Source organism: Scardovia wiggsiae (assembly GCF_051045985.1).
GTDB lineage: Bacteria > Actinomycetota > Actinomycetes > Actinomycetales > Bifidobacteriaceae > Scardovia > Scardovia wiggsiae.
This window is the reverse complement of record NZ_CP157350.1, coordinates 484,611-507,651: the sequence shown is the minus strand read 5'-3', so window position 1 is coordinate 507,651 and position 23,041 is coordinate 484,611. Positions and strand designations below refer to the sequence as shown.

Annotated in this window: 18 protein-coding genes and 1 tRNA gene; 3 read left to right on the top strand and 16 right to left on the bottom strand. The window is 53.8% G+C overall.

Annotated elements, in window-relative coordinates; translation table 11 throughout:
- Positions 1–40: 40 nt before the first annotated feature.
- Positions 41–1,447 (bottom strand): carbohydrate ABC transporter permease, encoded by a 1,407-nt coding sequence (locus tag ABKA16_RS02180; RefSeq protein WP_007147463.1) that lies wholly within the window; start codon positions 1,445–1,447, stop codon positions 41–43.
- Between the two features lie 121 nt (positions 1,448–1,568).
- Complete coding sequence (locus tag ABKA16_RS02175) at positions 1,569–2,795, bottom strand: extracellular solute-binding protein (RefSeq protein WP_380999292.1); 1,227 nt, start codon at positions 2,793–2,795, stop codon at positions 1,569–1,571.
- 264 nt (positions 2,796–3,059) lie between these two features.
- Here ABKA16_RS02175 and ABKA16_RS02170 point away from each other — a divergent pair, with 264 nt between their 5' ends.
- On the top strand, positions 3,060–4,826 hold the full coding sequence (locus ABKA16_RS02170; RefSeq protein ID WP_380999295.1) for an alpha-amylase family glycosyl hydrolase: 1,767 nt from the start codon (positions 3,060–3,062) through the stop codon (positions 4,824–4,826).
- An 18-nt stretch (positions 4,827–4,844) separates the two neighbouring features.
- On the opposite strand, the gene ABKA16_RS02165 is transcribed toward ABKA16_RS02170, so the two are convergent.
- From ABKA16_RS02165 to ABKA16_RS02145, 5 genes are all read right to left on the bottom strand, one after another.
- Positions 4,845–5,933: a N5-glutamine methyltransferase family protein gene (locus ABKA16_RS02165; protein ID WP_380999297.1), complete on the bottom strand. Its 1,089-nt coding sequence runs from the start codon at positions 5,931–5,933 to the stop codon at positions 4,845–4,847.
- A gap of 76 nt (positions 5,934–6,009) precedes the next feature.
- Complete coding sequence (gene prfA / locus ABKA16_RS02160) at positions 6,010–7,104, bottom strand: peptide chain release factor 1 (protein ID WP_380999300.1); 1,095 nt, start codon at positions 7,102–7,104, stop codon at positions 6,010–6,012.
- A gap of 222 nt (positions 7,105–7,326) precedes the next feature.
- Positions 7,327–7,539: a 50S ribosomal protein L31 gene (rpmE, locus tag ABKA16_RS02155; protein WP_007147468.1), complete on the bottom strand. Its 213-nt coding sequence runs from the start codon at positions 7,537–7,539 to the stop codon at positions 7,327–7,329.
- A gap of 184 nt (positions 7,540–7,723) precedes the next feature.
- A tRNA-Ile gene (locus ABKA16_RS02150) sits at positions 7,724–7,797 on the bottom strand.
- A gap of 272 nt (positions 7,798–8,069) precedes the next feature.
- Positions 8,070–8,750: a hypothetical protein gene (locus ABKA16_RS02145; RefSeq protein WP_380999303.1), complete on the bottom strand. Its 681-nt coding sequence runs from the start codon at positions 8,748–8,750 to the stop codon at positions 8,070–8,072.
- A 451-nt stretch (positions 8,751–9,201) separates the two neighbouring features.
- Between ABKA16_RS02145 and ettA the strand changes: the two genes are divergently transcribed.
- Both ettA and ABKA16_RS02135 read left to right on the top strand, forming a co-directional pair.
- Positions 9,202–10,881 carry an energy-dependent translational throttle protein EttA gene (gene ettA, locus ABKA16_RS02140; RefSeq protein WP_380999306.1) on the top strand — a complete coding sequence of 560 codons (1,680 nt, stop codon included), beginning with the start codon at positions 9,202–9,204 and terminating at the stop codon, positions 10,879–10,881.
- A gap of 80 nt (positions 10,882–10,961) precedes the next feature.
- A complete protein-coding gene (locus tag ABKA16_RS02135; RefSeq protein ID WP_380999309.1) occupies positions 10,962–11,993 on the top strand; it encodes an acyl-CoA thioesterase in 1,032 nt (343 codons plus the stop codon).
- Positions 11,994–12,045: 52 nt separating this feature from the next.
- Here the strand turns inward: ABKA16_RS02135 and ABKA16_RS02130 are convergent, their stop codons facing one another.
- From ABKA16_RS02130 to ABKA16_RS02090, 9 genes are all read right to left on the bottom strand, one after another.
- Positions 12,046–12,975, bottom strand: a complete 930-nt coding sequence (locus ABKA16_RS02130; protein WP_380999311.1) for a hypothetical protein — start codon at positions 12,973–12,975, stop codon at positions 12,046–12,048.
- A 1-nt stretch (position 12,976) separates the two neighbouring features.
- On the bottom strand, positions 12,977–13,510 hold the full coding sequence (locus ABKA16_RS02125; RefSeq protein WP_380999314.1) for a DUF3180 domain-containing protein: 534 nt from the start codon (positions 13,508–13,510) through the stop codon (positions 12,977–12,979).
- On the bottom strand, positions 13,507–14,559 hold the full coding sequence (gene folK, locus ABKA16_RS02120) for a 2-amino-4-hydroxy-6-hydroxymethyldihydropteridine diphosphokinase (RefSeq protein WP_380999317.1): 1,053 nt from the start codon (positions 14,557–14,559) through the stop codon (positions 13,507–13,509). The genes ABKA16_RS02125 and folK overlap by 4 nt, the downstream gene beginning before the upstream one ends.
- 9 nt (positions 14,560–14,568) lie before the next feature.
- Positions 14,569–15,519 carry a dihydropteroate synthase gene (folP, locus tag ABKA16_RS02115; protein WP_381000133.1) on the bottom strand — a complete coding sequence of 317 codons (951 nt, stop codon included), beginning with the start codon at positions 15,517–15,519 and terminating at the stop codon, positions 14,569–14,571.
- 65 nt (positions 15,520–15,584) lie between these two features.
- Positions 15,585–18,173 carry an ATP-dependent zinc metalloprotease FtsH gene (ftsH, locus tag ABKA16_RS02110; protein ID WP_380999320.1) on the bottom strand — a complete coding sequence of 863 codons (2,589 nt, stop codon included), beginning with the start codon at positions 18,171–18,173 and terminating at the stop codon, positions 15,585–15,587.
- Entirely contained in the window at positions 18,170–18,736 is a 567-nt protein-coding gene (hpt, locus tag ABKA16_RS02105; RefSeq protein WP_017147473.1) for a hypoxanthine phosphoribosyltransferase, read from the bottom strand. The genes ftsH and hpt overlap by 4 nt, the downstream gene beginning before the upstream one ends.
- A gap of 57 nt (positions 18,737–18,793) precedes the next feature.
- The gene (tilS, locus tag ABKA16_RS02100) at positions 18,794–20,059 is read right to left on the bottom strand and encodes a tRNA lysidine(34) synthetase TilS (protein WP_380999323.1); all 1,266 of its coding nucleotides are present in this window, start codon (positions 20,057–20,059) and stop codon (positions 18,794–18,796) included.
- Between the two features lie 6 nt (positions 20,060–20,065).
- Complete coding sequence (locus tag ABKA16_RS02095) at positions 20,066–21,316, bottom strand: glycosyltransferase family 2 protein (protein ID WP_380999326.1); 1,251 nt, start codon at positions 21,314–21,316, stop codon at positions 20,066–20,068.
- On the bottom strand, positions 21,316–23,016 hold the full coding sequence (locus tag ABKA16_RS02090) for an AI-2E family transporter (RefSeq protein ID WP_434156700.1): 1,701 nt from the start codon (positions 23,014–23,016) through the stop codon (positions 21,316–21,318). Before ABKA16_RS02090 ends, ABKA16_RS02095 begins: the two co-directional genes overlap by 1 nt.
- Positions 23,017–23,041: the final 25 nt, after the last annotated feature.

Here is a 23,041-nt window from a genome sequence, read left to right as displayed (position 1 = left end):
TGATACTGGCGTTCTTCCTGTGCAACTGCTGTACTGTTACTCACTGGAATCCCTCCTCATTCTTGTAGGAGCCGGAGTTGCGATACGTTATCAGTGAAACTACGGCAAGGACGATGAACGTCATAATACCTATGACTGCGCCAAGGCTGTAATTCTGTTTATCTACAGTCAGCTTGTACAGCCATGTGATAAACAGGTCCGTCTTGCCCGCGGACGCGCCGACAGGGGTCGGGTCGCCGTTCGTAAGAAGGTAAATAACGTTAAAGTTATTGACGTTGCCGGTAAATGTCGTGATCAGGTAAGGCGTCATGACGAAGAACAGGTACGGCATGGTGATCTTGCGGAATATCTGCCACCAGTTCGCACCGTCTATCCTTGCTGCCTCATACAGGTCAGCGGGGATATTCTGAAGGATGCCGGTAACCTGCATGATCGTGTACGGGATACCCACCCACAGGTTGATGACGATAACAGTCACACGAGCCCATGTCGCGTCGGACAGCCACGGCAGCGGTCCGCTGATCCATCCCCAGCTTTCAAGCAGGCGGTTTATTGCGCCGTTCTGCTGCAGCATCGTACGCATAACAAGGAGCGAGACGAACTGCGGGACAGCAATAGACATTGAGAATACTGCGCGCCAGAACCCCTTCAGGCGGGTCGTCTTACGGTTGATGATCATAGCCATGAACAGCCCGAAGAAATAATTGAGGAATGTAGCAAAGAATGCCCATACCAGGGTCCAGACGAGGACACTGGCAAACAGCCCGATATTGATAGTGGAACCGGTAGTCGAGAAGACCCGCTTAAAGCTGTCAAACCCTACCCATGTGAACTGGTCGGTATGGCCTTCATCATAATTTGTAAACGCCATGGAAATCATGAAGACCAATGGCAGGATAGTGAAGATGAAGATGCCCAACGTCGGCAGGAACATCAGCGATACTGAAGCATTCTCATTGGTAAGGCTCTTCAGGTCATCGATGATCCCTGGGGCATGCCCGTTCTCCCTGGCAAGGGTCTCTGCCTTGTACGCCGAAGACATCGATATGGACATCAGCCATACGAAAATCAGGATAAGGACAACGGTTATGACCCCATAGAGGAGTACTTCAACTGAAGGGTCCGGATTAATATAGTTCCAGACACCATCGATTTTGACCCGCCGCTGTGTGCCTCCGCCAAGGCTGGGAAGCCGTGACAAATTGTGGATACCTGCAGTAACGAAGAAATAGATAAAAGCCGCTTCTACAGCGAGGAAAGCTATCCCCTTGACGAACTGTTTATGGATCAGATTGCCTAAACCAAATATGAAGAAAGAAAGCTTAGAAATAACGCTTCCGTGTTTCAAAGCGTGTATAAAAGAGAAACGGGACGGGGCAACATAATCTTTGCTTACCTTTTTTTGCTTCTTCTTACTGACTGCCGGCGTCTGTGCCGTCGCTGTCACGATCCACCTCCTTTTATTGTGTGGAATGAATATGGAATAATGATGGGTGCCCGCTGCACAATCTGCTACGGGCCCCCATTCACACTAATGTGGACTTTTCAGCCCTGTGTAGTTATATGAACTACTTCTTATAGGAGTTCAGCCATGACGTGGTCTGAGCTTCAGCATTGGACTCAGTCACGGTCTTGCCTGAAAGTGCCTTGCCGAAAGTCGTTGCCGGCTCCCAGAAGTTATTCATAGCAGAAATCGTAGGCTGGTTCACAGAGTACTTCTCAATGGTCTCAATCTGAGCAATAGCGGCAGGATCAGACTTGATATCGGCCTGATCCGCAAGGGTCTTGTCAGACGGGACAACATTGCTCATTGTGTAATGTGCCTTCTGTGCCTCCTTGCTGCCAAGGTATGCAGCAAACTTCGAAGCCCACTTCGGGTTCTTGGAGTTAGGGTTGGAAGCGATTGCCTTGGAACCGGAGAATGGCTTGATCTGTACAGACTTGCCGTTCAGGGTGTAGGAAGGCGCCGGGGCAGCAGCATAGTTGTCGCCGAGGGCTTCTTTAGCATTGGAAGCATCCCATGTACCGGAGAAGAAGACATCAGCCTTCCCTGCCTTGACAGCAGCGATACCTGAACCGTCAGCATCATCTGAGAAGTTCGGGTTTGCAACGAGCTTAGCAAGGTATGCGGTTACAGCAGCAGCATCCGGGAAGTTCACGCCGGCCTTTGCATCTGTGCCCTTCGCGCCAAACATGGTACCGCCATTGCCCATATAGAATGCAGGGAAATACCATGAGTTGGAAACGGGGAAAGTTACCTTGCCCTTCTGAAGCATGGTGTCAAGGCTCTTGATGTCATCGGAAGTGAACTTTGACTTGTTGTAATACATGAACCATGTATTGCCGGTGAACGGTACGCCGTAAAGCTTGCCGTCGGAACCGGTTACAGACTCGATAACAGAATCAGAATTCTGCTCCTTTACCTGCTTTGCCGCATCATCAGAAAGCTCTGAGATAGCATTGGATTCTTTCAAAGTACCGAGCTGGTCGTTAGCAAACATATATACGTCTGCCGCGGCCTTAGCATCTGTCTTTACCTTTTTGCCGGCATCCCCTTCAGACACTACAGCATTCTTCCATGTGAACTTGGTATTCGGATTGGCCTTCTCAAAGTTCTTTTCCATGGTCTGAAGCCAGGAATCGGACTTAGCCTGATCCTCGGAAGGACCCCAAACAGTGAGTGTCACATTGCTGTCATTTGAGCCGCCGCCATTGTTGCTGTTACCGCATGCGGACATACCAAACAGCACGGCACCGGCAGCTGCAATGCTCATTACTTTTGTGAGTTTTTTCATAAATAACTCTCCTTAAACCCCCACTGCTTCGCGGGGACTATTCCTTTTTCCGCGTTCCTCATATACCTACTGTGGTATTAATTAGAACGTTCACTTTTGATGGTAGCAGAAATGTATTTTGCGTACAAATCAGACACGCGAATAATGCGAACCAAATCCGATAATATTTTTAAGTAATATTTTCAGCAGGCCGCAGGAAATGGGCACAGGAAGACTTTCTGCAGGTTCCCCGACGGGTACCTATGATGCATTAAAGTATCCTTCATGACCAGTACTGAAGAAAAACCGGCAGCACGGCAGAACCGGCAGATGAGTACAGAGGGCGGCAGCTGCCCCGCATCCCCAGATGCAGGCAGCGGGCCGATCCCTATTGCGGAAGGTACAGCCCCATGGCACAAAGACAGCCCGCAGTGGCTGCAGGATGCAGTGTTCTATGAGATATACCCCCAAAGCTTTTACGATTCCAACGGTGACGGGATCGGTGACATCCCCGGCATCACACAGAAGCTGGGCTATATACAGTCGCTGGGATGCAATGCCCTGTGGATCAACCCCTGCTTCGATTCGCCTTTCAAGGATGCCGGTTATGATGTGCGCAACTATAAACTGGTTGCGCCGCGGTACGGCACTAATGATGATCTTATCGGGCTGTTCAGCGAAGCGCACAGGCGGGGGATGCATGTGCTGCTGGACCTTGTCCCGGGGCATACCAGCGAGGAGCACGAATGGTTCACACGCAGCTCGTCTGCAGATCCTGGGGAATTCGCCGACCGGTATATATGGACCGACAGCGCCTTCAGCAACGGCGATTCACTCCCATTCATAGGAGGCGAAAGCGAGCGTGATGCTACGTATATACTGAATTTCTTCAAATGCCAGCCTGCCCTCAATTACGGGTTCGCCCATACGCGCAAGCCCTGGCAGCAGTCGGCGGGAAGCAGGCATGCTGCGGAAACCGAAGCCGCAATGGTTGATATCATGCAGTTCTGGCTTTCACGCGGATGCGACGGCTTCCGTGTTGATATGGCCGATTCGCTGGTGAAATTCGATCCTGACGACAAGCCGTATACAACCGCAGCATGGAAACGGATGCTTGCACCTGTCAGGGAAGAGTTCCCGCAGGCTGCTTTCGTATCGGAATGGGGGCGCCCGTGGCTTTCCCTCAAGGCAGGCTTCGATATGGACTTCTATCTCGACTGGCGCTGGGGAAACCCTAACGGGTACAACCAGCTGCTGCGGGATACGGATACACCTCTTGTACGCGATGATGACAAAAGCTATTTCAACGCCGATTCAGGAACATCACCTGTAGGGTTCCTCAAAGATTATCTGCCCCAGTATGAGAGGTCACACTTGCTCGGCAGCTTCAGCTTCCTGACCTGCAACCATGACACCCCGCGTATTGCACCCCGCCTGACAGCGCGTGAGATAAGCCTGGCCTACGGGATGGTCTTCACTATGCCCGGGATACCTTTCCTTTATTATGGCGATGAGATCGGGATGCATTACCGCGATATCCCTACAAAAGAAGGAGGATACCGGCGGACCGGCAGCAGGACCCCCATGCAGTGGGCGCCGTATAATGCCGGAGCGTCGCCCTCATGCGGCTTCTCTTCTGCCAATCCCTCACGCCTTTATCTGCCCGTAGACACTTCCGGCGCGGATGACGGCATAAACGTGGAATCACAGGATGCTGACCCGCATTCACTCCTCAGCATCATCCGGGATATCATAAGCCTGCGCCGCGCACATCCTGCGCTTTCGCCGTCTTCAGGGCTGTCAGCAGTTTTTGCACAGGAGGACATGCGGAGCCTTGCCTATACCAGGACAGACCCGAAGTCCGGTGAGTCTGTCCTTATTGCCGTCAATCCGGGGACATCCGAAGAAGCATTCGACATTGGGACTGGCCCTGCTGCCGGCCTGCTCCTGCATATCGGCGGTATGCCCCGTTGGGAAACAATCGAAGGGAATGCCTCCCGATACCGGCTGCATCTGCCGCCGCAGACGTTTGCAGCTTACCTGATGCGGTAGCTTATCTGAAGCAGTAGCTCACCGCTTTATTGCTGCCAGGAAACGGTCCCTGCCTGTAAGGTCCGGGCAGGTCCGGGCATCACTGAACCCATGCCGTGATGCGAAGCTCCGCAATGCTGCCGCCTGGGAGATATCATGCTCCATAACAAGCAGGCCGCCGGGGCGCAAAAGCCGGGAACTGCTGATGATGATCTTCTGCGGGATATCCAGCCCATCTGCCAAGCCGCCGTATAAAGCGATATCAGGGTCATATTCGCGGACTTCAGGCTGCTGAGGTATCCGGCTGAGGGGCACATACGGCGGATTGCTCAGGACAGCGTCGAACCGGCCCGCTCCGAGGATATCAGCGATCTCAGAATCCGTAGCATCGCCGCGGATAAGGTGATAGCGGTTTTTAGCTGACGGGTCAGTCCGGCAGATTTTATCCGCATTTTTATGCGCCCATTTCAGCGCATCATCGCTAAGCTCAACAGCATATACTTCGGTGCCGGGGCACTCTGTTAACACTGAAAGCCCCACTGCCCCGCTGCCTGCGCACAGGTCGGCAATACGCGGATGAGCTGGAGCCGCGCTTCGGCCGTCCTCATTGCCCTGCCCTTCCCCTGCCTTGCTGCCTTTTCCTGTACTGTCGGTCCCCTCTCCGGTGCTGCTGTCCCCTGCTCCGGCACTGTGCCCTTCCGCGCTGACACTTTGCCCTTTATCCCGCAGCCAGTCAAGGCCTATCTGGACGAGGGTCTCTGTTTCAGGGCGGGGGATAAAAACCCCCGGTCCCACGGATATCTTCAGGAACCTGAAAGGGGCATATCCTACTATATATTGCAAAGGTTCCCGAGCCTGCCTGCGCATGACACGCTGCCTTAAAAGCTGGAAGTTCTTTTCCTGGGCGCCCGCAGTGCTGATCGGGCAATGCCCGGCAGACTGCAGATCTTTCAGGCTTGTCCCCATAATCACTGCAAGGGTAATATCTGACGAAGACACCCCAAACGTAGAACTGAGAAGGAGCCGCGCCTCATTATCCGCATGTTCTATGCCTGCCTGCCCCAGAGCCTGCGCAATCCCGCTGAGGACATCCCCGACTGGGGAATTGAAAGAAAACCCAATATCCATTGTTCAATATCTATCGTAGTGGCCCGCTACCCTGCCGTAGCCTTGCCGCCGTACTGTGCTGCAGCTGCTGCTTCCGCTACTGGTTCTGCCGGGCCAGGCGGGCTTCCTCATCAGCCTGTATATCGGAATCGATCACAGCCTGGAGGTCGCCGTCAAGGACAGCATCAAGATTGTATGCCTTATAATTCGTGCGGTGGTCTACGATGCGGTTCTCGGGGAAATTGTATGTGCGGATACGTTCCGAACGGTCAAGGGAGCGGACCTGGGAGTGGCGCATATCAGCGGCCTCCTGGGCTTCCTCCTCATGTTTCATTGCCAGCAGCCGTGACTTGAGGACACGCAGTGCTGCCTGCCGGTTCTGTATCTGGGATTTTTCATCCTGCATACTTACTACGATCCCTGTAGGGATATGCGTCATTCGCACAGCAGAATACGTAGTATTTACTGACTGCCCGCCGGGACCGGAACTCATGAATATGTCGATCTTCAGATCTTTAGGATCAATGGTTATCTCATCATCGTCATCATCGGCCTCAGGAAACACGATCACGCCGGCGGCGGAAGTCTGGATGCGCCCCTGGGATTCAGTCACGGGGATACGCTGCACACGGTGCACGCCGCCCTCATATTTGAGCGATGCCCATACACCGTCGGCAGGCGCCACCGCCCCTTTAGTGCGGAATGCAATCTGAAGGTCTTTTACGCCGCCGAGCTCAGTCATGTTCTGGCTCATGACCTCAGTGGACCACCCGCGTTTTTCGGCGTACCGGGTATACATACGCAGCAGGTCGCCCGCAAAAAGCGCTGCCTCTTCGCCGCCGGCGCCTGCTTTGATTTCCATGATCGTATCGCGGGCATCGTCGGGATCACGCGGGATCAGCGCTGTACGCAGCTTTTCTTCCAGCTGCGGCAGCTGCGCCTCCAGCCGGGCGGCTTCCGCGGCGAAGCCTTCATCCTCGGCGGCAAACTCCTGTGCCGCTTCAAGGTCGCCTGCAACGCGCCTGTACTCCTCATATATGGAGACGATCTGTGCCAGCTCGGCGTGGCGCCGGCCGAGCTTACGTATCTTATCCGGATCCGATGCCACCTCCGGAGTGCTCATCTGCTGCTCAATATCATGGTACTCATCCAGTGCCAGCTGTGCTGCCGGAAAATCTTCAACCTGTGCCATTCGTATATTCCTTATTTGATATTGTGCGGGATATTATGAGGGACCGCCAGCATCCTTCTGCTGCCGGCGCCCTCAGCGCCTGTTGCCAGGCGCATGGGTTATGCCTGTTTATATCTGTTTATGCCTGCCTGTTTTTGTGCAGAGCCAACTCAGCGGAAGATACAATGTAGAATACAAAAACGCCAGCCCCAGCGTATGCCGGGCCTGGCGTCAAACGTATAGCTACTTGTTCTTCTTGCCGTAGCGTGCCTCGAAGCGGGCAACGCGGCCGCCGGTATCAAGGATCTTCTGCTTACCGGTGTAGAAAGGATGGCAGTTAGAGCATACATCTACGGTCATATGTCCGGATGTGACAGTTGAACGGGTAACGAAGTGGTTACCGCATGAGCAGGTTACCTCGGTAGGTACGTACTCCGGATGGATATCCTTTTTCATATTTCTCCTAGGGACTTAAGGGAACCGGGTCGCCATGCCCCTTTAGCAGGCGTGAACCGGAAACCTTGAGTGATTATACGCTTTGCGGGCGACGTGTCAAGTCCCGTGAAGATTCCTCTGCGAGCGGATAAGAGCGGATCCCGGCCATTTTGCGATTCATACCCGATGCCCTAGAAGCAGTACGTGGGGATGCAGGGGCTTGAACCCTGGACCGAACGATTATGAGTCGTTTGCTCTAACCGACTGAGCTACATCCCCAAGTCGCTACGGAGTACATAGTAGCAGCCGCCGCGTAAAATCCGCCGCACTGATGTGTCTCATAAAAGTATCTTCCATATCTGCTAACTAATGCAGTGTCCCATTGTCATTTACAGTACTATATAACTTTGGATAGTTTCTATTCTTTCTAAAACCGAGCATCTGATATTGTTCCAGCTCCGTTGGGAAATATGCAACATTACCTGCCTTTTCTATCGTAACGCCAATCCTAAAAGGATTACTTCCTATTCGTGTCAGCCGACAAACCAAACCTACCGGATAGACACATTCCCAACGTCGCATGTGATTTTAAAAAATGGAGTGCCTTTTTTACTGTCCGCAGCAGTCAAGGCGCTGATCTGCCGGGAGCCCAGGGACAGCTTCCCGACACGCAGTTTCGCATCATACCCGAAATCTTCCGGGATGCCTTCAAACGTCGCATTGCCGGCAGCGCACGCCAGTTCCATGGATTCGCGGAGCACGCCGCTGCGCCACTTCACATTCCCGGCCTCAATACTGACTTTAGCAGTCCCGATATCAACATTGTCCAAATCGATATTCGCCGCTCTGTTCCTGATAGTCAGTTTCTTTGAATTCAAGCCGTTTACAGTACAGGCAGCCCCATTCAGCTTGATCTTGGTGCTTTTAAGAACACGAGCAGGAAGAGTGATCTTCACCCGCGGTATATCAGTATCAGTAAGGACAAAAATATTCTTGAGCAGCGGCTTCTTGCGCCTGACAGTCAGGACCGAATCAGCATATTCAATAAAGAAATCCGACTTCTTGCAATTCTCAAACTCAAGCGATTCAGCCTCACCCACATTGACGCTGCAGCCAACACCTGCAAGGTTGAGCTTCAGCCCCACCATCGTTTTCCCGTTAAAACTGGCGTGATGCTCATCCCTGCCGTCCTCGGCGCCTTTATTATCTTTTTTGCCGTCTTTGTCGCTCATCGTGTTTCCTTTCACACATATACCTCTATTATAGCCGCCTATCTGAACTCTAAGCCGGATTCCATGCCAATAAGCCAGTCAAGCTGATTGGGGCGCCTTGGGCAGACTATTTATCTGCTAATTATCCGCTAAAAACAGGATGTATTTTAATTTTATTTTCTGTATTTCTGCCGTACGATTCATCCCTGGTGGTAAAACACGCATATATAAAATCTAATTCGACGGTTTTTCAGCGATTCCTATTTTTATATCTGCGTGTTTTACCACCAGCATATGGGAAGGTGGAGAACAGATGCTTTCCACCGCCTCATCTCCGCAATACGCGCATCGTCACACATATCCAGTATTATTGGAGCCGTTGTAAAACCTTGGAAATAACCGCGGAAACTAAGGGCTGAGGACCTTCAAAGCCCTGAGCGGCCAGAACTGCAGACAGAGAACAGGACATACGTTGGCTGAATTTATTTATCAGATGATAAACGCCCGCAAGGCTTTTGGAGACCGCGTCATCCTTAATGATGTGACGCTGAGCTTCCTTCCCGGCGCCAAAATCGGCGTCGTCGGCCCTAACGGCATGGGCAAATCCACGCTGCTGAAAATCATGGCGGGGCTTGACACGGTATCAAACGGCGAATCAACACTGACACCCGGCTATACGGTAGGCATACTCCAGCAGGAACCGCCGCTTGACGAAGACAAAACAGTCGGCGAAAACATTGAAATGGCATTCGGCGATATCCAGAAGAAAGTTCGCCGCTTCAATGAGATTGGCGAAGAAATGGCTTACCCGGATGCCGATTTTGACGCTCTTATGGCAGAAATGGGCGAACTGCAGACTGAGATCGATGCTGCAAACGGCTGGGATCTGGAAAGCCAGCTGTCCCAGGCGATGGACGCCCTGCAGTGCCCAGATCCTGATACCCCGGTGAAAGTGCTGTCAGGAGGCGAACGCCGCCGTGTAGCACTGTGCAAACTTCTGCTTGAAGCCCCTGACCTGCTGCTGCTTGACGAGCCGACCAACCACCTGGATGCGGAATCGATCCTGTGGCTGGAGCAGTTCCTCCACACGTATAAAGGCGCCGTGCTCGCAGTGACCCACGACCGGTATTTCCTTGACAACGTTGCGGAATGGATCTGCGAAGTTGACCGCGGGCATCTGTATCCGTACAAAGGGAACTACACCACGTATCTGGAGACCAAGGCCAAGCGCCTTGAAGTCCAGGGGCAGAAAGATGCCAAACTCGCCAGGCGGCTCAACAGCGAGCTCGAGTGGGTGCGGAGTTCGCCGAAAGCGCGCCAGGCAAAGAACAAGGCGCGCCTCGAACGGTATGAACAGATGGAAGCTGAGGCCAGGAACTCCAGGAAGCTTGATTTCTCAGAGATCCAGATCCCGCCGGGGCCGCGGATGGGTTCCAAAGTCCTTGAGGCTTCACATATCCATAAGGCTTTCGGCGACCGGGTGCTTATCGACGACCTGAGCTTCACCCTGCCGCGCAACGGCATCGTTGGCGTCATAGGCCCTAACGGTGTCGGTAAGACTACGCTGTTCAAGACTATTGTAGGCCTGGAACCGCTGACAAGCGGGAACCTGGAAATTGGCGATACCGTAAAGGTCTCTTATGTTGATCAGAACCGCGAAGGGCTGGACCCCAATAAGAATTTATGGGAAGCAGTTTCCGACGGTAATGATTTCATTGAAGTGGGCGGCATTGAAGTACCCACCCGCGCATATGTTGCCAGCTTTGGCTTCAAAGGGTCAGACCAGCAGAAGCCGACGGGCGTGCTTTCCGGGGGTGAACGCAACCGCCTGAACCTGGCGCTTACTTTGAAACAGGGCGGGAACCTTCTGCTTCTTGATGAGCCGACGAACGATCTGGATGTGGAAACACTGGAAAGTCTGGAAAATGCGCTTATCGCATTCCCCGGATGCGCTGTAGTCGTTTCCCATGACCGCTGGTTCCTTGACCGTATTGCGACCCACATCCTCGCATGGGAGGGCGATGACGAAAACCCTGCCAACTGGTACTGGTTCGAAGGCAACTTCCAGTCATACCAGGAGAACAAAGTACAGCGCCTGGGCGAAGAGGCCTCCAAGCCGCACCGCCTGCACCGCAAACTTACCCGTGAATAGCAGGTGTATACGAGTAACAGCTGCACATAACGGACAGGCGGTTCCCAGCTTTTTATCACGCCAGCGAATACAATAAAGCTATGTCCGAAAATATGCCTGGCCGCAGTACCCCTACAGGATCTGCGCAATCGCCTGTCAACCGTCTCATAGATGTCCTGTCGCTGGGAGAGCCGGCGGCAAGCCTTCAGCATACGTATATCAAGGGCGAAAGCCTCTACTTCCCTACCGGGCATGTTTATGGCGGACAGGTGATTGCACAGTCTGTTGTCGCTGCATCGGAAACTGTGCCTGAAGGCCGCCTCCCCCAGTCTATCCACGGATATTTCATAGCGGCAGGCGATATCCATCAGGATGTCCTGTTTGATGTGGAAAACCTCCGCGACGGCAGGTCTTTCTCCTCCAGGCGGGTGAATGCCACCCAACGCGACGGTGCGATATTCACAGCGATCACAAGCTTCCAGGAGTACGGGCAGGACGGGTTCCAGTTCCATGATCCGGCGCCGGATGTGGCCGTGCAGCCTGAAGACCTCCCCAGCGTCAAAGAGCTCATGAGGCCTTATGAAAAGGTCTCTCCCCTGGCAGCATACTATGCTAAGGAATCACCGTTCGATATCCGGCATGTTACACCGACAGTCCTGCTCGGAAACGGTAATAACAGCAGCGATAACGGCAATAACGGCAATGACGGCGGGAAAGGCAAAAAAGACAGTAAAATCGGGGGCCAAGGCCACAGCCGGAACAGCACGCCAGGCAGTGCACATACAGAGGGCGGGCAGCAGCTCGTATGGATGAAAGCAGACGGGAATGTAGACGCAAGCCAGACCATACACCGTGCACTTCTGGCTCTGGGATGCGACCAGATCATGATGGAGCCGATACTAAGGCGCGCTGGGATAAGTTTTACAACTAAAGGGATATCATTCGCATCCATAGACCACTCCATGTGGTGGTATGACAATATTGACATGAATGACTGGATCCTTTTTGAGCAGGATACGCCGGTTGCGGGCCACGGCCGCGGGCTGGCCACGGCAAAGGTCTACAGCCGTGACGGGAGACTTATAGCGGCTATGGTCCAGGAAGCTATGATCCGCGTGCCACAGGCTGAATAATCTTTTATACCTTCATAGTTATCTTATAACTTCAGTTGGCAGGATAAGCTCGCTAAGAACGGAGATCCTGCTTCGGGGCGATGATATTAGCAAAATGCCCTGCAGCAGAACGCAGCTGTGCCGAAAGGTACCGCGGGTCATCCTTATCAAGGGTGTTATCTGGGACAGTATAAACTTCTACAGGGGTATCCGGGAAAACCGCATCGTGCTGCCCCGCTTCAGAACGCAGCCACTGGGCAAGGGACTCGGCATTATGAAAAACAAGCATATTAGAATCCCTAAGAAGGGCAGCGATTTCCCCATAATACGGATAATCAAGGTTTTCTGCAATAGCTTCACGGATCTGCCCTATTGATGAAGGAATATTCCCCTCCCCGGTGCCCTCAGCGTGCAGCAGGGCGTCAAAAACAGCATTGATCCCGCGATATGCCTTAAATACATCTTTCCGGGGGTTAGACCGCGAATATACTTCTGTGACGAACCACGCATCAGGGTTTGCAGGGACCCCTTTATAAGGCTGGTTCTTCTTCCAGTTATGCGAGCGCCTGACATCTGTTATCGGCTGCGCTTCAGGTGTGACAATATGCTCCAGGACATGCTTTTCAATCTTATCCCACAGTGCCCGGGCATCTTTGAAACGGCGGGCATTGCCCGATCCGTCAGCAGCACGCCTGGCGGCATGGGCGCACAGGGACCTCAGATGTACCACAGAACCGGGGATCCCGGGAAGTGATCCCGCATCAGCAGTATCCGCAGCACAGTAGTCATCGGCATTACCGTCAAGGATATCAACGATATCAAGGAAAAGGTCCGGGGCATCATTGATATACCGTCCATTCGCCAAAGGGTACTGTTCCTGCGGAGGGTACACATGGATAAGTTTCAGCGCATCTATGCCGCGCAGCCCGGCGTCTTTCCGATAAAGGGCAATATCCTCCCCATGGTCATGGCTGCGCACCATCTTCAACTCGTAATGCGGCATATTATGCCATCCTCACATTCGATTCGCCTGCAGCGCGGGCACGGCGTTTTTTATGGGCAGCCTTACGTTTAGTTTCAGGATGTTCAGGCCCTGGGGACGGAGGCCTCCTGCACCACCTCTCGCCGACGATGCCAAAAATAACATCGGCTATGCATACTGCTATTGCTATGGCACACTGGATAACAGCGGACCTGTAATATTCGATCTGCACATGCGGCAGGCTCAGCAGCAGCTGGCCGCCATACCAGCCCGTAAGCGCCGAACAGGCAAGGGATAACGCCTTGCTCATGATCAGGGTATTGACCGCCTGCTGCGGGTTGATCTCTTTGCGGTCCCCTTTCGCATACCTTCTCACCTGCCATGCAAACCAGAGGATAATGCAGCCTACAAGGAGCAGGATAACGGAAATGAACCACGGCACACCAAGCAGATAAATATTTGCCTGTTCTGTAAGGAATTCCAGGAAACCGCCTGCAAGCAGCCCCAGCAGAAGGGCAACGGCGAGATGCCACCACGGTGTGAATCGTGCTTTCATGCTAAACCTCCCAGTATCCAGTCATCAGAAACTTTGTTGACAGCATCCCTGTCGGGCGCCTGAAGGATGAGCTCGCCAACCGGCCCGCCATGCTTGCCGCGGAGCACCGCATCAGGTTCAATATCACGCCAGGGGGAAAGAACAAAGGCCCTCTGCCATGCACGCGGATGGGGCAAAGTCAGATGGGGGCTTTCACTCACTATACTATCAAAATCTATAATATCCAGATCCAGAGAGCGCGACCCCCAGTGCACTTCACGGGACCGCCCATGCGCGGATTCGATCATATGCAGGCTGTCAAGGAGCTCTTCAGCACTATGCGTCGTGTCCACCTGGACTACAGCATTGAAGAAATCAGGGGTACCATCCGGCATCCCCCAGGGAGCAGTCCTGTACAGCGGGGATATACCGGTCACCTGGTTCCCGGGTATGGCATCAATTGATACCACCGCGCTCCGCAAAGCCTGTTCGCAGTCGCCCAGGTTTGCCCCCATCGCAATAACAGCATGATGCACTGCAGATGATTGCGGTACGCCGGGCGCGCCGGCATCATCCGCAGAGCGGCTGTCCGGCATACGGTTTCCGTTCCCATACACGGTAAACGCTCCGCTGGCTGCTGCCCCCGTATTCCCTTTCCCGGCACTCTCGGCTGCTCCGGCGGACAGCTCAGCCTGCATATTATGATCCTGTGACTGGCGCTCAATGGATACGCTTACATCATCAAACAGTGCCTCAGAGGATCCCGTGGCAGTTTTATGCACTGTTACAGCAACTTTCTGTACACGGTATGACAGAAGGACAGCATCGGCGATTTTCTGGGCAAGCCTTTCGAGCAGATCAACATGGTCTCCTTCAACCACTGATACGACCCGGGAAGCTATCTGATCATAATTGACTGTATCCACAAGCTCATCGCTGCGGGCAGCATCAAACAGATCCAGATACATGACGACATCCACGGAAAACAGCTGCCGGGCCTGCTGACTGCTGCTGCCGTGCAGGCCATGGGTACCGTATGCACGGATGCCTGTAAGTGTTATCCTGTCCATCCTTCACCGTCACTTCCCCATATAGTGCCGCAGGATATCCCCAGCAGCGACCGCACATACATTCCTGCGCACATCATGCACCCGTACCGCCCACGCCCCGCGCTCGGCAATAAGTGCGCTCAGCCCTGCCGTTACAGCATCTTTATCATCAAGGTTTACTTCCTGCTGCGGCACAGGCTTCCCCTTCACGGTGCTGCCCTGGCTCTTCCACACAGGATAAGGGCCGGAGGCGATACTCCCAATGAACCTTTTGCGGGAATGGCCTATAAGCACCGGATACCCTGTTGCCTGGAATCTGGCAAGGGAACTGATAAGCGGGAGGTTATGGGATATCCCAGGCTTGGAAAAGCCAAGCCCCGGGTCAATAATGATCCTTTCGTCGCCGACCCCTGCAGCACGGACAGCATCCACCTGATGCATAAGTTCTGCATATACGTCATTGACAACGCCATCTTCGTATATTTCAGAGCTGCCGGAAGAGCCGGGATCCAGCCAGCCGCGCCAGTGCTGCACAATATAGGGGCAGCCGTATGCGGCAGCAACATGAGGAAGTTCCGGGTCAAGCTGCCCGCCGGACACATCATTGATGATTGCAGCCCCATGCTTCAAGGCAGAATCGGCGACTTTTGACCGTGTCGTATCAACAGAAACAGGCACCATGTGCCTGCCGCTATCAGATCCGGCTAAGGCAGCCAGTACCCCAAGCACACGCTGCCCCTCCACATCTTCAGGGACCCGGCGGGCACCGGGGCGGGTCGATTCGGCACCGATATCAATAATATCAGCGCCTTGTTCAGCCATGTCACGCACATGCCGGACCGCGTCTTCAGTGCGCAGCCATATACCGCCATCAGAAAATGAGTCTTCTGTAACATTCAGCACACCCATAACGAGCGTACGCGATACGGGTATCCCAATCACCACATTGATACGCCCGTTTATGGCCAGCACAGTTTCCATATCAGGCTCTTTCCTGTTTTCCAATATCCCCATACAGCTGCAGCCAAAGCAGCAGCAGTTCACAGTTACCTGGCAGGCTGTTGCCCGCCTTCTTCGGATGCACCGCTTTCCCGGTTTTCCGGATCATGCTGCTGGGTATCCGGATAGGGGCCATCCCCATTATTCCCGTTATCCCCGTTATTATCGGGCTGGGCTTCCCCTGCCTCCTGCTGGCTCCCCCATGGTGCCTGGCCCGGCTGAGGCAGAGGCGGCATCTGGAGTGACGGGGCGGGCTGCACAGGTGCCCCTGTATTGGGATGTTGCCCATCCTGGACAGGAGCCTGCCCCTGCACCGGTCCCCCTGCCGGAAGCTGCCGATCCTGATCCTGATCCTGCTGCCCCTGAGCCGGTTCCTGGGACCCCTGTACCTCCTGGGCATGGCCTGCAGACGGCTCCGCCCCCTGCGCAGGGGTATCCGTACCTGCACCATTGCTACTGCCATCAGTGCCGGCACTGCCTGAAGTAGCATCTACAGCAACTGAACTCCGCAGGTTCTCAGGGATTGGGACAGGAGGCAAGTCTGAATCAGGGCGGCTGCTGTCTGAAAGCCACAGCTCCCGTTCCGGAGCCTTCTTCAAGCCCTTGAACACTTCATCAAGCTCCTCACGGTTGAGGGTCTCCTTGACCAGCAGCTGGCGGACAAGCTCGTCAAGCACATCGCGGTTCTCGGAAATGATCTTCCACGCTTCCGTGTGAGCTGTTTCAATAAGCTGGCGTACTTCTTCATCGATAGTGCGCGCAGTCTCGTCAGAAAGACGCCTGTCTTTGAGGTCTTCCAGGCCGCCTTCCTGCTGGCTGTCTTCCCATTTTACGGATCCCAGCTTCGAAGAGAAACCATACTCCAGTACCATTGCGCGCGCTATCTGCGTGGCATGCTCAATATCATTGGAAGCCCCCGTACTGGGATCGTGGAAAACCACTTCTTCAGCAGCACGCCCGCCCATTGCATAAGCCAGCTGGTCGAGAAGCTCATTGCGTGTCTGGGAATAGCGGTCTTCTGTAGGCATAACAGCTGTGTATCCGAGCGCACGCCCGCGCGGAAGGATAGTCACTTTAGTGACAGGGTCTGTATGGTGCAGAGCAGCCGCAACCATGGCATGCCCGCCCTCGTGGTATGCGGTGTTGCGCAGCTCGCGCAGCGCCATACCGTTCGACCTGCGCCGCGGGCCGGACATCACACGGTCGATCGCCTCATCGATAGCCCTGTTGTCGATAAGGTCTGCATTAGAACGGGCTGTAAGCAAGGCAGCCTCATTAAGCACATTTGCCAGATCAGCACCGGTGAAGCCGGGGGTACGTACAGCAACTGTGTGCAGATCAACATCAGGGACAAAAGGCTTGCCCTTGGCATGGACTTTCAGGATCGCTTCACGCCCGGCCAGATCAGGGGCCTCTACGGCTACCTGACGGTCGAAACGCCCCGGGCGCATAAGCGCGGGGTCCAGGACATCCGGCCGGTTGGTAGCAGCGATAACGATCAGGTCTGTATCGTTCTTGAAACCGTCCATTTCCACCAGAAGCTGGTTGAGGGTCTGTTCACGCTCATCCACTCCGCCGGAAGCGCTTGAACCGCGGCGGCGTCCAACAGCATCGATCTCATCGATGAAGATGATTGCGGGTGCAGTCTTCTTGGCTTCCTCGAACAGGTCACGGACACGCGAAGCACCAAGCCCCACAAACATCTCAACGAAATCTGATCCGGCCATGGAATAGAACGGGGCTCCCGCTTCGCCTGCGATTGCACGGGCCAGAAGGGTTTTACCCGTACCCGGCTGCCCGTACAGGAGCACGCCCCGCGGTATCCGCGCCCCGAGCTTGCGGTATTTGCCCGGATCCTTCAGGAAATCACGTATCTCTTCGACTTCCTGGACGGCAGCCTCTTCACCTGCGACATCGGAGAACCTCGTCTGCGGCACTTCGCCTTCAAGCAGTTTCTTATTCTTGGGGCTTCCCAGGCCAAACATCTCGCCTGTCCCGTCGCCCATCCTCCTGAACAGCCACCACATTGCAACAAACAGAAGGACAAGCGGGAGGACGCTTGTAATAAGGACAGCCCAGAAATTATTTTCCGTTACCGTTGTGGAATCAAACCCGTGCTGTGCCTTCGCATTCTGCACGATATCCAGTATCTGCTGCGTCTGGCCGCTGACAAAATAGAACTTGACAGTTTTCCCGTAATTCTTGTTCCTGATACTCCTGTCAGGTGAATTAGGGTTATAAACATTAACTTTATAGTCCTGGTCAAGCCATATCTCAACGTTCGGCGATATCCCGTTGGATACTTTCACATACCGTACAGTATATTTCGGAGCATTTTTTGGAGCGCCTTTAGCGGATTTCCCCTGAAGGAGGGCTATCCCCTGCTCGGTAGTGATAACAGGGGTATTCCTGTTGTTCCGGTTGACAAAAAAGAAAACCCCCGCTACAAGGACTGCCAGCATCAGTACCCAGATAACAGTATTCCTCCACCATGGGCGCCCGTCATTAGGGCCATCCCCCTTATTCCCATTGGGGTTGCTGCTGTTGCCCTGCCCGTTCCCCCTATCAGCCGGATCCTGCTGGAACGGGTTTCCTGATAACGGGTTGCGGCGCTGCGGATCACGTCCGTAAGTCATGCGCATTCTCCTTCTATATATACCGATGGTTTAAGCACTGCTATGGAATTAAGGTTACGGTAATACTCGTTATAATCCAGGCCATATCCCACAACAAATTTATCGGGGATCTCAAACCCCCTGTATTTAACATCCACATGATATTTCCTGCGTGCAGGCTTCTCCAGCATCGCAAAGATCTCGACAGACGCTGCACCGCGCCTGTTCAGTTCCCCTACAAGCCAGTTCAGAGTGTATCCGGAATCCACAATATCTTCGACTATCAGCACATGGCGGCCTGCCACATCAGTCGTCAGGTCTTCGCGTACGGTGATCTTCCCGCTCGATTCTGTCCCGGAGCCATAACTTGATAAGCTCATATAGTCGATTTCAAGGGGGATGCTCATAGCCTGGGAAAAAGTAACCATAACGTTGGCCGCACCTTTGAGCACCGCTATAAGGAGCGGATTTTTCCCTTCATAATCACGGCTTACGGCGGCAGCCACATCAACTATCCTTCTCTCAAGAGCATCATGCGATATCAGTTCTTCGTCAATATCGTCTTGTATGTCTTTGATTTGCATAGGTATTATTCTGTCATAAATGAATGACGTTAGAAACGGCTTTCGCTGAAAGGTTCCTTAGGCTTTATCCAAAGCTCTGCGATCTTTTCCGATAATATATATCCAGAAACGCTTATCGCGGGTTTTCGCTGCAAAAACAGCGGCTCCATATGGATGCCCGTTTTCTGCCGATATCCGCGGAAAGGGTCCCGAAACCCGTTTATACACCAGGAAATCATCATATTCTGATACGAGTTTTTCTACAGGGCGGATCCCCCGGGATTCCAGAATTTTTATGAGGATGCGCGACCGTATAGACGGATGCAGGCTGCTGTAGCCCAGCAGCTCATAGACGGAAATATCTGCCCGGCTTTCCAGCCCATATTGCCGGAGGTATCCCCCAAGTGCCGCAAGATCCTGGGGGCTGCAGCCATCCTGCGTATCAGCTCCTCCTGCTCCGCCAGCCAGGACCAGCCGATGCCCGTCCCACACTGCAGGGTATTCACGGACCGACTCCCTGTATGCCGCTGCAGCATGACTGTCGATATAATCACGGTCCTGCCGGTTGACGCCTGTATAGCGCGACCAGAGTGCCGAAATATCTTTCCCAGCAAAACCGGCCAGATACGGCATAAGGTCCTGCCGGATACGGGATCTCAAAGGGAACTGCCCGCTGCTGAGTTCATCCGGAGACAGCGCTTCGGCATTTGTGGGGTCATCCCACCATGGAATGCCCGCGTTTTCGCATATGCGGGTAGTATCCTGCCGGGCCAGGCCTTTGAGGAAGGGCCGCAGGAATGTAACACCGCCTTTTTCAATGCTGGAGGGCATCCCGGCAAGCGCTGAAACAGTTGGTGCCCTTAGCAGCCCGATGGCAACCGTCTCCGCCTGGTCCGTGGATGTATGGGCAAGCAGCACTACAGCAGAGCTGTGCTTATGGGCTGCAGCGATAAGCTCATCGAACCGCGCATCCCGGGCATCAGACTCCTCCCCTGAGCCCGTAGCCTGCACCTGGGCATCAGCAATGATCACCGGTTCCAAGCCCAGTTCCGTGCACTGCCGGGCTGCAGTGCACGCTGCCTGAGCGGAGCCTTCCTGAAGATGGTGGTCTACGACCACCGCACCGCACCGCACGCCAATGCTGGAGCAGACGATACGGGAAATATAAGCCAGCGCCATGGAATCGCGCCCGCCTGAACATGCCACCAGGACCAGAGGGGAATCAGCGTGCGGAGTGTGGTTCCCGTGCTCACGGAATTCGCCGGACTGCAGGGTGATGCCGCTGTTTCTCAGAGCCTCACGGACAAGGCCGACAGCACGTTTTATCTCTGCGGAATATACCATGGCATCCTACTTATCCTCTTTGCCTGCCGCACCTGTACCTTTATGCGTAATAGGCTTCCACTGAGACTTGGAGAAAATCGCCACGAAGGAGATAGGGACATAGCTGAGCATAAACCAGGGGAAGCTCAGGCAGTAGGCGACAAGCTCCCGGTTTGTAGCGTTGATCTTTTTCCGTTCAAGGATGCAGACGAAAACTGCCAGGACTGTGAACCCGACCACTGTGCCGACCAGCGACACCCAGTATGTCGAGAAATTCGCCAGCTGGCTTTCCCACGATACATATCCAAGTGCAGCGTAAAGGATGCTGAGGGCAAACCTGATCAGGGAGATCACCATGAAGGGGCAGATAATAAGCGTCAGGTCCATTGCAGAGAGGTCACGTTCGCGGATCGACCAGCGGATCATGCTCAGCCCGTAGTACCGGAACACCTGAAGGAATCCTTTGCTCCAGCGCACCCTCTGGTTCCAGCTCTGTTTGAAGGATGCGGGCTGTTCGTCATAGAACACAGCTGTTGAGCAATATCCAATGTGGTCTCCGCTTAAGATGCAGTCCATGGTAAATTCCACATCTTCGGTCAGCAGATGGAATTTCCAGCCGGCATTACGTTCCATGACTTTTTTTGAAAACATAAAACCGGTACCGCCGATCCAGCCGTTATTCCCCAGGATAGAGCGTCCGGCATTCAGCAGGCGGGACTGGAAAATGAACCATAGTGCTGAACCGGCAGATACCCAGTTCTCCGCAAGGTTCGTGGAATTCCTGTAGCTGGTAACGGCATCATAGCCCTGCTGGAAAGCATTGTTCATTTCTTCAATGTACTTCGGATCAAGAAGGTTATCGGCATCAAAAATAAAGTACGCATCATAAATATCGCTGAACTTCCTGTCGCGCATATAGTTGAACAGGAATTTCAATGCGTATCCCTTGCCCACCTGCTCCTGGTTGAACCTTTCAAGTACACGGCATCCCAGGCCCCGGCACACATCAGCCGTATCATCCGTGCAGTTATCCGCGACGACCCATATATCCACAAGCTCTGAGGGGTATGTCTGTTTATGCAGTGACCCTATAAGGTTGCCGATGACCTGCGACTCATTCCGCGCTGAGATCAGGACCGCATAATGCTTATCCTGCGGTGCAGCTGCATACTTCTGCGGTTTGCCGAAAAACCCGGCAATAAAGTAAAGCGCCTGGTATCCGAAGCTCAGTATGCCAAGGACAAGGATAACAACATCGAGGAATTGCAGAAGGACCATTATTTCCACTGCCCCCGGGCGCCCCTGCCTTTGGAACGCTTACGCTGCTGCCTGCGGCCTCCCGTATCGGTCCCGGTACCGGTTGCTTTTCCGGTATCTTTTCCGTCAGCCTGGTCCCGGCCTTTACCGGTACCGCTGCCGCCGGACCCTTTGCCGCTGACAGGGACCGCTGCAGGCTGTTCGTCATCATCGTCCGGTCCCTGCGCGCCAATAACAGGCCGCTTGCCCGATCCTCCTCTGCCATACCCTGCACTGCCCTTCTGCGGGATAGCAACTGTTTCTGATGCATCTTCCTCTTCGGAAGTACGGTACGTGGCCTGATCCTGCTCCCCTGCGCGCCTTCGCAGGTCAGCAACACTGTCAGCCATAATATTTGCGGATGAGCCCCGGGAACTGCGCGGCATATGTTCTGCGATCGGCTGTATTACATTCTTCTCGATCATTTCAGCCCCGGAGACAATACCGGATTTTTTCACCGGTTTAGGATCATCAAGCAGATCGGAGTCTATAAGGTCATAGCTGCGCGTATACGCGCTCAGAAGGGCCTGGAGGCTTGCAGTTATAGGCAGTGCAAGGAATGCGCCCAAAGCGCCGAACAGCCCGCCGAAGAAGAATACCGACAGGAATGCTATAGCCGGATTGATATCCATCGTATCTTTTGAGATACGCGGCGACAGGATCATATTCTCAATCTGCTGGTACACCGTTATGTAGATCAGCAGATAGACTGCATACGGCCAGCCGTTGGTGCTCCATGCCGAGACCATAGGGACTACAGCACCGATATATGTGCCGATAGTAGGGATAAACTGTGATACAAGCCCGCAGAAGATCGACAGCGGCAGCCAGTACGGGATCTTCAGGATGATCATAAAGATTGCTAGGAAAGTCCCGTTCAGGATAGCAAGGATGAACCGGCTGTACAGGTAATTCGATATCTGGGTCTGTACCGTGGTCCATACAACAATGAATTTACGCTGGGATTTACGGGGAATCCACTTGCACAGGCCCCTTCTCATCTTAGGGCCTGCAGCACAGATATAATATGTGACCAGAAGGATCGTCAGGACTGCGAACAGCCCGGAAATAAGCGAAGAAACGGTGGAGTAAGCCCGGGTCAGGTATTCCTGCATGCCGTTCGTATTGAAGAATGACATGATGCTGGAGCTCAGATCCTTGATCTCAGGAAGGCGGTATCCCGTCATATCCAAAATACTCTGGCGGATATTCCTGTACGTGTCAGGAAGCCCCTCGATCATTGTTGTAAGCTGCTGTACAAGAAGCACGCCAAACATTGAGAAAAAAACTGCGCACAGCACCACAAAACCTATAAGCACAACGCCTGCGGCTGCACCGCGCCTCCATCCATGCTTGATAAGCCGCAGGATCAGAGGCTCCAGCGCCAGCGCAATAAAAAGCGCTACGATAACGTAAAAAACAACATTTTCGATTTTAGGCCATGAATTCCATACAAAAATAGCAAGGTAGACTGCGATCACTGCATACAGCAGGGCGCGCCCCAGCCACTCAGGGGGCCTGCGCGGATCGCCCTTTGACGGGAAGATCGTAGCAAGGTCAATGCGCCGGATGGCGCTTGTGTCAGAAATATTTACTGTCCTGCTGCCATCATTACTGTTATTGTTCCCCGGCTGATCACTGCTCATATCTGTACCTTTTGCCAGCTCCTGTCCAATGCGCATGCTTTTATAGCTGCCCCTATTATCG

Bases quoted from the DNA above. Each gene is read 5' to 3' on its own strand.
- prfA (WP_380999300.1), bottom strand. From the start codon at position 7,104: ATGGCACAGGTTGAAGATTTTCCGGCAGCACAGCTGGCACTGGATGAG.
- tilS (WP_380999323.1), bottom strand. From the start codon at position 20,059: ATGGTATATTCCGCAGAGATAAAACGTGCTGTCGGCCTTGTCCGTGAG.
- ABKA16_RS02090 (WP_434156700.1), bottom strand. From the start codon at position 23,016: ATGCGCATTGGACAGGAGCTGGCAAAAGGTACAGATATGAGCAGTGAT.
- ABKA16_RS02175 (WP_380999292.1), bottom strand. From the start codon at position 2,795: ATGAAAAAACTCACAAAAGTAATGAGCATTGCAGCTGCCGGTGCCGTG.
- ABKA16_RS02130 (WP_380999311.1), bottom strand. From the start codon at position 12,975: ATGCCGCATTACGAGTTGAAGATGGTGCGCAGCCATGACCATGGGGAG.
- ABKA16_RS02095 (WP_380999326.1), bottom strand. From the start codon at position 21,316: ATGGTCCTTCTGCAATTCCTCGATGTTGTTATCCTTGTCCTTGGCATA.
- ABKA16_RS02135 (WP_380999309.1), top strand. From the start codon at position 10,962: ATGTCCGAAAATATGCCTGGCCGCAGTACCCCTACAGGATCTGCGCAA.
- folP (WP_381000133.1), bottom strand. From the start codon at position 15,519: ATGGAAACTGTGCTGGCCATAAACGGGCGTATCAATGTGGTGATTGGG.
- ABKA16_RS02170 (WP_380999295.1), top strand. From the start codon at position 3,060: ATGACCAGTACTGAAGAAAAACCGGCAGCACGGCAGAACCGGCAGATG.
- folK (WP_380999317.1), bottom strand. From the start codon at position 14,559: ATGGACAGGATAACACTTACAGGCATCCGTGCATACGGTACCCATGGC.
- hpt (WP_017147473.1), bottom strand. From the start codon at position 18,736: ATGCAAATCAAAGACATACAAGACGATATTGACGAAGAACTGATATCG.
- ABKA16_RS02125 (WP_380999314.1), bottom strand. From the start codon at position 13,510: ATGAAAGCACGATTCACACCGTGGTGGCATCTCGCCGTTGCCCTTCTG.
- rpmE (WP_007147468.1), bottom strand. From the start codon at position 7,539: ATGAAAAAGGATATCCATCCGGAGTACGTACCTACCGAGGTAACCTGC.
- ABKA16_RS02145 (WP_380999303.1), bottom strand. From the start codon at position 8,750: ATGAGCGACAAAGACGGCAAAAAAGATAATAAAGGCGCCGAGGACGGC.
- ABKA16_RS02165 (WP_380999297.1), bottom strand. From the start codon at position 5,933: ATGGATATTGGGTTTTCTTTCAATTCCCCAGTCGGGGATGTCCTCAGC.
- ftsH (WP_380999320.1), bottom strand. From the start codon at position 18,173: ATGACTTACGGACGTGATCCGCAGCGCCGCAACCCGTTATCAGGAAAC.